This window comes from Gimesia fumaroli, from assembly GCF_007754425.1.
GTDB lineage: Bacteria > Planctomycetota > Planctomycetia > Planctomycetales > Planctomycetaceae > Gimesia > Gimesia fumaroli.
The window spans coordinates 4868482-4881280 of the sequence record NZ_CP037452.1 but is presented as its reverse complement, the minus strand read 5'-3'; the positions used below and the strand labels follow the sequence as shown (position 1 = coordinate 4881280).

General features: G+C 50.5%; 10 protein-coding genes. 2 read left to right on the top strand and 8 right to left on the bottom strand.

The genetic code is table 11. From position 1 onward, the window contains the following. Positions 1-3: 3 nt before the first annotated feature. From Enr17x_RS18425 to Enr17x_RS18415, 3 genes are read right to left on the bottom strand one after another with little or no spacing between them, the layout of a single operon-like run. Positions 4-1404 carry a DUF1800 domain-containing protein gene (locus Enr17x_RS18425; protein WP_145311194.1) on the bottom strand — a complete coding sequence of 467 codons (1401 nt, stop codon included), beginning with the start codon at positions 1402-1404 and terminating at the stop codon, positions 4-6. Beyond that, positions 1404-4805, bottom strand: coding sequence for a M56 family metallopeptidase (locus tag Enr17x_RS18420; RefSeq protein ID WP_145311193.1), 3402 nt, complete (start codon positions 4803-4805; stop codon positions 1404-1406). Before Enr17x_RS18420 ends, Enr17x_RS18425 begins: the two co-directional genes overlap by 1 nt. A 32-nt stretch (positions 4806-4837) precedes the next feature. Next, positions 4838-5206 (bottom strand): BlaI/MecI/CopY family transcriptional regulator, encoded by a 369-nt coding sequence (locus Enr17x_RS18415; RefSeq protein WP_145311192.1) that lies wholly within the window; start codon positions 5204-5206, stop codon positions 4838-4840. Positions 5207-5511: 305 nt separating this feature from the next. Between Enr17x_RS18415 and Enr17x_RS18410 the strand changes: the two genes are divergently transcribed. Next, positions 5512-7077 (top strand): sulfatase, encoded by a 1566-nt coding sequence (locus Enr17x_RS18410; RefSeq protein ID WP_145311191.1) that lies wholly within the window; start codon positions 5512-5514, stop codon positions 7075-7077. Between the two features lie 157 nt (positions 7078-7234). Further along, positions 7235-7516 (top strand): hypothetical protein, encoded by a 282-nt coding sequence (locus Enr17x_RS18405; RefSeq protein ID WP_145311190.1) that lies wholly within the window; start codon positions 7235-7237, stop codon positions 7514-7516. Between the two features lie 67 nt (positions 7517-7583). Here Enr17x_RS18405 and Enr17x_RS18400 read toward each other — a convergent pair whose 3' ends face one another. From Enr17x_RS18400 to Enr17x_RS18380, 5 genes are all read right to left on the bottom strand, one after another. Then, on the bottom strand, positions 7584-8297 hold the full coding sequence (locus Enr17x_RS18400) for a hypothetical protein (RefSeq protein ID WP_145311189.1): 714 nt from the start codon (positions 8295-8297) through the stop codon (positions 7584-7586). Positions 8298-8418: 121 nt separating this feature from the next. Next, positions 8419-8856 carry a YybH family protein gene (locus Enr17x_RS18395; protein WP_145311188.1) on the bottom strand — a complete coding sequence of 146 codons (438 nt, stop codon included), beginning with the start codon at positions 8854-8856 and terminating at the stop codon, positions 8419-8421. Between the two features lie 427 nt (positions 8857-9283). Further along, a complete protein-coding gene (locus Enr17x_RS18390) occupies positions 9284-9991 on the bottom strand; it encodes a hypothetical protein (protein ID WP_145311187.1) in 708 nt (235 codons plus the stop codon). Between the two features lie 84 nt (positions 9992-10075). Beyond that, on the bottom strand, positions 10076-12076 hold the full coding sequence (locus Enr17x_RS18385) for a hypothetical protein (protein WP_145311186.1): 2001 nt from the start codon (positions 12074-12076) through the stop codon (positions 10076-10078). After that, positions 12067-12603 carry an RNA polymerase sigma factor gene (locus Enr17x_RS18380; RefSeq protein WP_145311185.1) on the bottom strand — a complete coding sequence of 179 codons (537 nt, stop codon included), beginning with the start codon at positions 12601-12603 and terminating at the stop codon, positions 12067-12069. The genes Enr17x_RS18385 and Enr17x_RS18380 overlap by 10 nt, the downstream gene beginning before the upstream one ends. Positions 12604-12799: the final 196 nt, after the last annotated feature.

Sequence of the window (12799 nt, the reverse complement as noted above, 5' to 3'; positions counted from 1 at the left end):
CCTTCAGTTAAGTTGTGCCTCAGGTGATGTGAGAACGGCGGCGACGGTTTGTTGTAGTACAACCTCGCGAGAATGGGACTTATTCGAAACGCTTTTGACGATGCCTTCGACCCAGCCGGGCGAGGGGTCACCGCCAAACAGCAGATCGGCGAGGAATGCCACGAAGTCTTCCGGATTGGAGGACTGCTCTTGTTTTGCGGCTAATCGGGACCAGTCTGGTGGTAGATGATTTGAGGAAAACTGGCCGCGAGAAAGTCCCGTGGCAAAGTTAGCCCGACTGATGAGCGCACTGGTTCGTAACCAGTCTCTGCCACCATTCCAGCCTCCCACATTGGGGGGATAAAACAGATCTTGTCCCAGTTGGCGCATCCAGTCGGCCAGAATCATCGTTTGAGGTGGCGGATCGGAGAGTTCCAGTGCCCGCGTGGCGCCGATGATAAACTCGGCCGGCCCCGCAACACGCTGACGAATATTCTGATCTGTAAAGAAGAGCTCACTGCGGAGAATGGTTTCCGTTCCCCAGTCGATATCCAGATCGTGTGACTGCAGACCTTCGGCCAGGGTGCTGATGTCTGACTTCTGAGCGACCCCTTCACCGAGGAACAGTTGGCACAACCGCCATGCGAGTCGTTCTGCCGTGCCGCGTTGGTTGATCAGTATTTCAACGAGTTCGTCGCCGTTCCAGACTCCGTGCTGATTGAGAATTGTCTTTTGGCCCGCGTCGTGTTGGGAGGCTCGAAAAGAGAACCGGTCATCGATCACCGTCCAGCCCGTCAGTGCCCGGGCTGCTTCTTTGACATCGGTTTCGTTAAAGTGTCCGATACCCAAAGTAAACAGTTCCATCAATTCGCGTGCCAGATTTTCGTTGGGGTGTCCCTTGTGATTGGAAGGTGCATCCAGCCAGAGCAGCATGGCCGGGTCGTGCAGGACGGCGGTGAGTAGTTTACCAAACGGCGCCCGTGCCAGACTGCGGAACAGATCGTTTTGCCGATGCATCAGCGAAAGATCTTCGAGTTTCTGGTTACTGGTGGCAAAGTGATTGTGCCAGAGCAGCGTCTGTTTTTCCGTTAACGGATCCGTCGTGAACAGCATGCGAAACAGCCACCATGCTTTCAGACGGTCGGGCTGATTTGAGCGAACTGCTGCCTCCGCAATGGTAGCGGACATGCGTTCGAAATCCTCAGAATAGGACTTTTCGCACGTTGTTCCATTCATCACACGATCAATGCTTGCCTGTGGACCCTCCTGCAGATCGCGCTGGAGTTCGTCCCACGTGGCCGCAAAGCCGGCGCGGCGATGCAGATGGACCACATGCCGCAGATTCCAGGGCGTTTTTTTTGTGGGGCGATACTCACGCCAGCAGGTTGAGCTATCAGGCTTCTCTGCCTGGAGAGCGAGTTCCATTACTCGGCTCCTTTTTGTTTAAACTGGATGTCGCCGAGATCGCGAACTTCTCCCGGCTTGAGTGGGGGGCTGATCTCAAAATCACCCAGATAGTAGCCGTTACCATTCTTGCGGGTTTCCGAGGCACTGATTCGGTGTTTTTTTCCAGGCAACAGACCGATGATCGTAAACCGCCCCTCTTCATCCGTGTCAAACCCCAGCATATTCCCTGTTTGTTTTCTAATATTGGGAGGCAGAGATACTATTTCTGGATTGTCTAACATTGATTCATAGACGTTCCCGATTTGGGCTCTGGCTTTGGGTACGCCAGATACGTCTACGAAGCGGCCGGTGATTTCAGCCCAGGGTTCCAGTCTGATTACCAAGTTGGTCGGATTCTTCCCTTGAATAAAGAGATAGCCGACCTGCTTACTGCCTTCATGAAATACCTGCACCCGGCGTGGCTTCTCGTTACGATAACCTCTGATTTCCAACTCGTCTCGATTGAATGACTGCCAAGTGTGGAATGCGTCCATTAATCCCACATATTGTCCACCCTGAACCGGTTTGCCGTTCTGATCAACAACCTTTACTTTCAGAGAACGTCCGACTTCAAAGGGGAAATCGAGCTGAATGGATTTCGCATCTTCGGCGGGGTTCACTTCGGCTAAGACGTGGAAGTTCATTGCCGCTAACATGTAAGGCACTGTCGGAAATGCATAAGTATGGTTGTATCTGCCTTTAATCTTTTCTGCTCCACTACCGCGTTGATACTTCATGTGATCATCGGCCATCATCGTTACGATACCTCGGCCGGGAAGAACAGGGATGCGATAGGTTCCGTCAGGTTGAAGTAGATAACGTCTTGAGTGGTGGCCTAAGGGGATTTTGATCGATTTTCTGAAGGGGTTATCACTGAATGCGAAGTATTCAACGCGTCCACCTTCAATCGGTTCGTCAGTATCTTTGTCGTACGCGCGACCTTCCACCCAGATTCCCCGCGTGAGTTCAATATTCTTCTGCAGTGGAGTGCCACCTGCCTCGGTCTCTGCGACAAACTTTGAAATGAGATAGGGCTGATCGAGCGGGGAGAGACAGATGACTTCATTTTTCCCGATCGGTAAACCTTCCAGTCGATACCGTCCTTCTTTGTCGGAAATCGTATGCACAATGCCCTCGGTCCAGCCCGACATACGATGCCCGGCCAGATGATAACTTTGCAGTGTGACACCAGGCATTGGTTTCTGGGTCTTCGAATCTCGGACGATCCCTTCGACCGGCTGCGAAGGACCGGCAACAAACGTAAATGAGTTGGGGTGATAGGTGATTTTTCTCAGAGATGGATTGCGTTTTTCCATCGGGACTTCGATCATCTCTCCCTTTCTGGTTCGGGCGTAAACGTTGCTGGTTTCGATCTCCGGTCCGGAAATCAACAGCTTGACGATGCGGTCCCGGCCGAGCCCTTTGAAGATGAATTCCCCGTTTTTGTCAGTCATCGTTGTGGGCATGTAGTCCAGTGTTGGGCCGCCGACATCGCTACCTAATCTCATACCGAGATATTGCTGTAACCGATAATAGTCGGTCCCTGTTGTTTGCGCCGCCTGTTCCCAGCCATCAAGCCTCTCGTCGACACCCCCGATTAGTTTGGCGACCTGCAGCTTCGCACCGGCAACGGGCTGTCCGTCAATATTGACGATCCGTCCTGTTAGCGGAAGGTCGTCTGCGACAAGTTGAAATGTGGATTTGCCGCCGAGGATTCGTTTTCGAAGTTGCTCAAGCATTGTCGCGGGCGCGTGGGAATTCGAATTCCGTTCTAACAAAGCTTTGCGCAGTTTGCCGGATGTTTCACAATCATAGGCGGCTTTCATAGCGGGACCGAAACCATCCGCCAGAGCGACAAACGTGCCTCCTTTCTGGAGCACTTTATAGAGCTGATCCGAGGGGGCGATGGTAAAGCTAAACGTTCCCTGCTCATTTGTTGTGGCGAGGATTCGTTTATTAGGCATGTCCCAGTTTGTGTAGTTAATCGTTGCCTGCTTGACCGGTATCCCGTTCGGATCAACAACGCGTCCCTGGAACTGGAGTTCTGATTTTGTTGACACCTCGGTTTTCTGCTTTGTGTCAGCGTTGGGAACTGTCTTGGTTGCTGTATTCACGGGGCTGGTTTGCGGAACAAATTCCAGCGTAGCAGCAACGGTGCGGCCTTGATCTGGTTGTATTGCTTCTTTCTTGGTTTCATTTTTAACGATTGATGTAGAACGGGCATTCACAATTAGAGCCGCACTGGCTGTGGCGGTGATTCCCAGTACTGCAATCAAGGCAACCCATCTTGCAGGCAACCGAAGTGTCAGGGAGCGGGAAGAATCCATAATTCGCATAATGCGACGGCTGAGTGAGGATCGCAGCGAGACCATCGCCAGACCTGCTTCCGTAGCGAGTGGGAGAGCGGGGAGTTGTTCGGCAAAATCAACGAGTGTGTTCGCATAACTTTTTCGTCCGGAGCCGTATTGGATGACGTAGTCATCGCAGAGATCATCGGCGATGAATTCCAGTCGACGTGACAGCCGCCAGACCAGCGGTTGAAAGAACAGGATTGCGGTCGCGATGCGGGCCAGCAGATGGAACAGACAGTCACGCCGGGCCAGATGCGCCAACTCGTGCAGGAAGATATCGCGTAAGACAGGCTCTGTCAGTCTGTTTTGTGCGGGCAGTAGAATCACCGGCTTCCAGAATCCCACCAGACAGGGGGAATGGACAGAGGCTGATATTTTGACTTCCGGCGAATTTAAGCCCAGTGTTTCCGATGTCTCCCGGCAAAGTCTCTGTAATTCAGCGTCTGCTGGCTGACTATCGCGACACACTCGGATCATCTCGCGATTTGCCAGCAGGAGTTTCATCAACAGTACGATGGCGCCCATCATCCAGGTCATAGAGAGAATCCAACCAGCAAATGTCTTAAAACGGTTTGCTGGGACTGTATTAGATTCAGAGTGAGTGACGGCAGGTGAACTGTTTGTGAAATTAGAATCATTCCTGTTCTGAAAAGTAGAGCTTGCGATCTGTGATGGAAGCATCTGGCTTTGACCGGCATGTGGTAGCGCGGTCGATTCATTTATCACACTTGGTAGGTCTTCGGCTGGCAGAGAAGTAGCTGTCCGGGGAGTAGAAACGTTGGCAGATCCTGCAATCTGTGGCGTTTCCCAGGCAGGTAGCAGGGCGTAACTGGTGATACCGATGTTGCTTAATGTCAGAGAAGCGAACGGGCATAACAGAACAGCGATTAGCGTGACACGAAGTATAGCCGACTGGACGGCCGGTTTCTGTCGTCCACAGACACGCACGGCAAGCAGGCCGATCGAAATCAGGACTGTAGATTGAAGCAGCACGTGAACTGCAAAATCAGCAATCTTTGCATCAAACATAAGTTCTTCTCCCGTGGATGATAAGTAGCTCGTTACGACTCGTCGTTGATCAGTTTGCGCAGCCGCTGTAATTCCGACTTGGGAATTTTCTCATTTTCAAGCAGATAGGCGACCAGTCCTGAAGCGGAGCCATCAAAAATCTTATTAATCAGTTCGCGTGTGGCCTGCCGCGTGACTTTGTCTTCTTTGATCAGAGGATAAAACACAAACGTGCGTTCCTCGACATCATGGGCAATCGCCTGCTTGGCTTCGAGTTGTCGCAGCAGTGTCTGGACAGTGCTATGCGCGATCTCACTGCTTTCATTCAGTGTATCGGTAATCTCACGCGCATTGGCGCGGCCCCGATCCCAGAGTACCTGCATGATTTGCAGTTGTACGCGCCCCAGTTGCTTGGCATTCATCCGTGTCTCCTTGTTGGTGCCTTTCGTTTACTTCGGTCAATTTACTCAAGTAAAACATGTTTGTCAAATGCAAAATGATTTTTTCTGAGATTGGTTGTTAGATCGGAGTACTGCAGCCGTGCTACTGATTACTTTAAAGGGAAACGGCGTCTTGAGTTTGATCAATGTTTTAAACAAGGGGCATCTTTTGAGACTACATTAGACATGATGGGGTAACGCTTGGTATATTCAATTCAGAGCAAACCGACTTCAGTTTGTATCCTGTTTTAACTTGGCGATCTCAGTTAAAGAAAGTACATCACACAATGAGTCCTCATTTCTCACGCGGTTTACAACGGGTTGCTGTTTTCTGTCTGATTTCGTTTCTCTTAGCCGTCCCCGTGCAGGCTGCGAGTCTTCAAAACGAAACGCAGATGCATCCAAATATCGTGGTGTTTCTGGTCGATGATATGGGAGTGATGGATACGTCGGTTCCTTTTTTGACTGATGCGGCAGGAAAGCCGAAACGCTACCCACTGAATGATTATTATATTACCCCCAATATGGAGCAACTGGCAAAGCAGGGGATTCGCTTTAATCACTTTTATGCGATGAGTGTCTGCTCACCGACGCGCATTTCGATCATGACCGGTCAGAATGCCGCGCGGCACCATGCGACGAACTGGATTAATCCCAGAAAAAACAACGCCGGACCACAGGGGCCGCCCGACTGGAACTGGGAAGGCTTGAAGAAAGACGATGTCACGTTAGCGCGTCTGCTGCAAAAAGCAGGCTATCGTACGATCCATGTCGGGAAAGGGCACTTCGGCGCCAACGGGTTTCCCGGAGCGGAGCCGCTGAATCTGGGGTTTGATGTGAATATTGCGGGGGCTGCCTTCGGTGCGCCGGGTAGTTACTATGGCGCGAAGAATTTCGGACTCGGCACACGACGCGCACATCACGCTGTACCACACCTGGGGAAATATCATGGCACCGATATCTTTCTGACGGAAGCAATCACGATTGAAGCCAATGCCGCTCTCGCGTCTGCCGTCAAAGCCGACCAACCGTTTTACCTTTATATGGCGCAATACGCGGTGCATGCGCCCTTTGATTCCGATCCCCGATTTGCCGACCATTATCAGGATTCGGGAAAACCGAAAAATGCGCAGGCATTTGCCACGTTGATTGAGGGTATGGACAAATCGCTGGGCGATATCATGAAACAACTCGATGCACTGGGCGTTGCCGAAAATACGCTGATCTTCTTCCTGGGAGACAACGGCTCCGATGCACCACTGGGGCATCAGCATGCCGTTGCTTGTGCTGCGCCGCTGCGAGGTAAGAAAGGCGCCCACTATGAAGGGGGCATGCGTGTGCCGTTCATCGCGGCCTGGGCGAAACCAAATCCCAATAACCCATTTCAGAAACAGTTGCCGATTCCCGCAGATGTGATTCAGCCTCAGGTTGCTGCGGTTCAGGATCTGTTCCCAACCATTTTGGAAATTACCGACGTTAAAGCTCCTGAGAAATACACAGTGGACGGAAAACGGCTCAACAAACTGTTGCTCGGCGATCGGGACAAATCGCGACAGGAAGTCTTCCTGATGCATTATCCACATTCGCCGCACCGTAGTAGTTACTTCACCACGCTTCGCATCGGGGACTGGAAAGTGATTTATCACTATGTTCCTTCCAAAGAATCGGAAGGCTCCCATTATCAACTTTACAATCTGGCGGAAGATCCCTTTGAGCAGCATAACCTGGCAGAATCAGAACCGAAGCGGCTCAAACGTATGATGAAGGCACTCGTCAAAAGCATGAAGCAGCATGATGCGCAATACCCGGTCGAAAAAGGAACGAATAAACCGATGCTGCCGAAAGTGCCCTGATTTCTGATGAGTGGAGTATCATTTTTAAATTTGGGTTAATGGATATCACGAGGGTGCGACAACGGAGCACGTAAACAGCACTCCCCACCCTCAATTTCTAGCTTGACAAAGCACTAGTGTGAATTATGTGTTTTCACATCTCTCTGGAGGAAGTGTTATGAGACAGCAAATCGTCCGTATTTCCATTCTTCAATCCAGCAAAATTCTGGTAGCGATTTATGTTCTGTTCGGGTTCATTTACACACTGATCGGAATCCCCATGATTTTGTTTGGCGAAGGGGCGATGGAAATCGTGGGGATCTTCTATCTGTTTGGTCCGGTGTTTATGGGCCTTTTCGGATTTCTGTTCTTTGCCTTCTTCGCCTGGATTTACAATCTATTGGCCAGCGTGCTTGGCGGCTTTGAATTCGAACTCAAGACAGTAGATACTGAGCCCTAACCCGCTCCCTCGCTTTGTGCAGGATATTCGTCGTTGAATTCGTTTTCATTGGTGAGAACAATATGCATCACTTGATTTTATGAGTTTCGCCCATTGTCAGTGTGTATTCATCTTCCATGGTGAATGCATCCGAGAACCATCGAATTTCGCTCAGCCATTTTATCACATATGGCTCCACTTTCTGATTAGATACAATAAAAATCGCACTGATGAATAAACCAATCAGAGAGCAGAACGTTAATACTGCAGCGAAAAGAGGGTCTTTTAACAAGACGAAAATCAGCAGCGCCATAAGAAGTATGGCGACACTGAGTTTTCCAATCATTTTTTTGAAACGCGACTGACTGCGATCCGATTCAAATGCATGATAACAGTCTGTGCATAATAACAGAGAGAATGAGTGCTCTTCCCAGAATTCCGTTGCGGCCGCCATTTCAAGTTTGATGCCTCCGGTGATCGTCGGGCGAATCCCACCATCATGGTCCATCTCCCGTTTGACCAGAACGTTGAATTGGACTGGTGTCTCATAAACCGCGTTCACTTCTTCACAATGATGGCAGAGACCGTCAAACGGCGGTTCCTGGTTCTGCACAGTGCGGCTGATTTTTTCGAGGGGCCGCAATAGTGGATAGGGATCTCCCGAAGATTCCTGCAGCGTGATCGAGTCTGGTACTCTGACCCGGCGGTCACACGAGTGACAGGCTTTATCTGTTCCTGCTTCGTGCAGCGCCACCCGAACCCGTTTGCCACAGTCACATTCTACAAAATATTTTTCCGCCATCCTGAGTCTGCCTTCATGAGAGTGGTACTCATCCAATGAGGCGCTTAATCTTATAGCTTGATATTAGTTATAAAACGCCTGCGCTCGAAGATCAACCGGTCATATCAGGAAAGCCAGGGGGTTAACTCAGCGCTGCAGGTCCTAAGGAGTACGATTCTGTCTCTTCTACCGTCACTGGTACCAGCATGTTGGCTTCGCGGGCGATGCGCCATTTGCCATCTTCTTTGTGCAGGATGGATAGTGTATGCCCCATTCGCTTTACCGGTGCACCAGCCGTAGGTGTGATGGTCACGACCATCTCAGACCACATGAAAGCCCAGTCGCCCAGAATCTTGATTTCCTGGATTTCACTGGTGCCATCGATATCCGGAACCAACTGGTCCGGGTAGGGCTGAGCGGCCTCGATATAAGGCGTTTTTCCTACCATCGGCGGTTCGCCCGGTACCAGGAACACGACGTCATCTGCCATCAGGTCAAGAACGGTTTCCGTGTCACCCGCTTTGGTTGCTACCAGCCACGTACTGACTAATTCGCGAATTTCCTGTTCGTCATTTTGCATTTCTGTCACCCACCTTTCGTTTATTCCGGGTCGAGAGACAGTGTTACTCAGAAACCGCGTCGTTACATATTCTGTGTTGTAAGCCTGCTCTTCTACCCAGAGGATTCTTCAGAACTGACTGTTGAGAACGGGATGCATCTTTCTTCAGTTATAAGATTAGCAGCCTGTCATCTATTATACGCAAGATTTGGTCCGTGATGTAGAATTATTTTACCTCCACCTATGAAATCATGAATTCTGCTTTGTTTGTTCCCAATGTGGTAATCAGAGATTTTCAGCATATTGTCCTGTTGGGTGCTGTCTTCGGGACCAATGGGATAGACCAGGGCAGCCGAGAACGTTTTCTGGTCTTCAGCGCTCTTTGAAAAAACGGATGAGCTGACAGGCAGGAAAGTGACGCTTCAAAGTAGCCTTGTTTGAGTCCCAGCTAACTCCATATCAGATACATGTCTTGACCCGACCGATCAAGCTGTTTCAGCCAGCCAATAAACTCACTGACAAACGTGTTCATTCCGTCAGACAATTTGGTTGTATATTGTTGACGAATTTCTTCCGGCATCTTTTCCGGTAGCATTCTTTCGTAAGTCAGAGCATCCTGCAATGCTGTGGTCAGATGAGATAATTCAGAGTGAGGCAAGAATGAGTAGATTGACCAGCTGGACCGAAAATCGTCACCGAAGAAAGGAGTGCCTTTGATTAATATCGCAAAATAATTTAATAACTGAGAAAGAGGGACATCGGATGGTTCGAACCTGCAACTACTGAGTTCCATCTGCAATTCGGTTACCGCGCCATGATTCCAGAACGACGATTCTTCTGTCAGATTTAGATGCTCCTCGCGTCTTACTGCGGTTACCAGACAGTGTAATGCAAGGACATGTATTTCAGCCTCTAATTGGCAGACCAATAATCCACCATCCTCAGATACAAAGGGAGCAGGCCGATTTACCCGCAGAGGCACATTGGTTTTAATGATAGTTTGTAACCAGCAAATGGCTTTGTTTAAATCGTCACCTGGTTGAAGGATCTGAGCAAGATTATCGATAGCCCGCTTCAAGAGGCCTTCGTCCTGGCTACCAAAGGAAGCGGTAACAGACTGCAAGTCGCAGCCATACAGATTCATTCTGAGTGACATCGTGATTTCCTCAAGGTGAGCAATCAAGTGAGTTGACTGGTTACTCACGATAACAAATCTGTTTTTTGATTGAAATGGACTTCTTTACTCCGTTTTGGGAACCTCAAATTCCCTAGTTTCAATCTCAGGCAGAGGCGAAGAGAGCGTGGCATAAAGACACAGCACAACCAGCAGCATCGCCGCGACCAGGCTGCGTTCGTAATACAGCCACTCGAATAAAGTCGGTTGGGTCACGCCGTGCAAACTGTTGAGCCGATCAAGGGTGACAGCGGCGATCCATTTGTCGCTGGAAGGTCGATAATACAACGGACGCAGATACGATCGGACCCAGTTTAGATCTAGCCCTTCGGGAATACCATAGATCTGCATCAGCTCGACCGCGTTTGAGGTTGCCAGCATCGATGCCGACACGCCTTGATATTGTTCGAAGCCTCCGGCGATCTGGAATGAGTGAGTTTGAGTACTGTGAAATGCGCGCAGCCATCCATGGACCTGCTCGCGGTATCGGTCGCGGTCGATGGGGCGATCAATGACCTCTAGTAATTGTGTCACGCGGAGGGCCATTTGCAGTACATCGGCGGTCTCGCCGACGGTTGCATCAAGCGTGGCCAACAGCCGTTGTTCCAGGAAGTCCTGATCCTTAGATGACAGTTGATCGCTTTCAGCCAGGGCATAGAAAACCCAGGCGTACTGATTCAGACTGGTAATACGCCGTGGTTTCCGAGAGCTGGTTTCAGGCAGCAGCGATCGCCGTTTTTGTTCAAGATCGGGAAGTGTTTTTATTTGATCGGGTCGCACGAGTCCTACCCGGAAGGCACTGCCCAGAGTGAAGCTTAGTTGAGATTGATCCTGGGCGATTTCGTTGTCTAATACTTTGCGGGCGCGGGACAAATCTGGATGAAGCCCTTGTTCGATCGTCCAACTCGCCGGGATCTCCCAGTTCCGAAAGGTGATCGAGGGGTAAGGCCCTTGCTCGAATGCTTCCACATAGTGCAGAATTCGTGCTGGAGTGGCGGGCCACCAGATCGTATTTGTGAGCGACATCAGCAACGGACACGTGATGCAGACATAGAGGACTCCCGGTATCCATTCAGGACGTGCCAGGTATTGTGCAACAGGTGCTTTTCTGGATCGTCGAACAATCGCCCAGATCACAGCAGAAGCTTGAACGACAAGCATGATCGCAAAAAACCACCAGCCGTAACTGCCGAAAAACGCGGGCTGGTTCAGAACCGGCTTGCGAAGCGGCGAAAGAACAATCAGGAAGAGGACATTAGGGATAATAAACGAACAGAGTATAACGAGCCAATGAGGAGATTTCTGTTTCGACTCGAATACCTCTCTCCCTCCCAGGCGTGCCATGCTGGTGATCACAATCGGTAGTAGAATTAATGTACCTGCAAGAAGTACGGCGGCAATCAGTTTTTGATCGACGAAATGAATTTCGCTGAGGCCTCCATAAGTATTCTGCATTGCCATACTAAGCAAGAGTAAGCCTGACAGACAGGACTGTGCGATCAGCAGGCGATTACCGATCCCGTGTCGGGCAAAGCTGGAGAGGAAATACAGTAATAAACCGAAGGAAGCCAGCAGGAGCAGAAAAAGCAGCCAAGTCGCTCCGATCATTGGCAGAATGAGAACGGCTGCAAAAACCGTGAACGCGCCCCATCGGTGGGATCTCCACCATTGCCGAGCGGCTGCCTGCATTTCCATTACGTCGCTGATGTCGGATTGATTCTCTTTCTGTACTTTGTGAATTTTCCGGGCACTGAAAAAAGTCGCGCCGACTAACAGAAATAAGCTGATCGCCGGTAACGCCGCATAACCCAGCAGCTTTTGCGCCAGCGTCAGAGAAGAGAGCTTAGTCCCTCCGCCGACAATCTTGCCGCCCGTGATCAGAGGGCAGGGAATGAATGTGGCGGCGACCGTCAGCAGCGGGTCATCCACTTCCAGCGATTTGTTCTGGAGTGGTACCACACCCGCTTCAATTCGGGCTTGGATTCCTGTTTCAAATTCGTTTGCGTTAACTCGATGGGGACGCAGTGCCGCTCTCAAGTCGGATTCGGAGACAAGTTCTACAGACATAGCAACATCCTTCCTATTTGAGTCGAAGAAACTTTTCCATCGAGCATCCGTCGTAACGCCCGACGTGCCTGATAGAGACGCCCTTCCACGGTCTTGGCGCTGATCTCCAGCAATATCGCGACCTCCTTGACGCTGGTCTCTTCCAGATAGTGCATCAAAATCACCTGGCGTTGTCTGGTGGGGAGTTGCTCAATCGCGGCGCGTAGTTGTTCCAGTTCCGGTGAGGGCTTAGTTTCGGGGGGAGCCGCAACCGATTCCAGAACGGTGGGTTCGACCGACGTAATATGATTTCGCCGTCGTTTGCGACTGCGCGCCCAGTTGCGATGCCGATTGCGGGCGACACCACGCAGCCACACGCCAAAGACTTCAGGCTGCTCCCAGTCACCACGACAGGATTCACGCTTCAGATACGCTTCCGCGAAGCTATCCTGCGCAATTTCCTTCGCGTCACCCCAGGGAGCCCCCCAGGAAGCAATCAGGCCTACAAGCGGCCCTCGATAGAGTTCAATCAATTGTGTCAGGTTCATTTTTGATCCTTTCGCTAACAGGGTAGTGTCCGGACCCGAATGAATTCACACAAATTATTGAATAAAATGTTCTATTTTCCAAATATCAGCGAAAAAGATGGTACCGATGGTTCTGGACTTAGGGCATACGGTTGCTGTAAACGACGTCTCTGATAGACTTAAAATATTATATTGAGCGCTCAATTATCAGGGGACT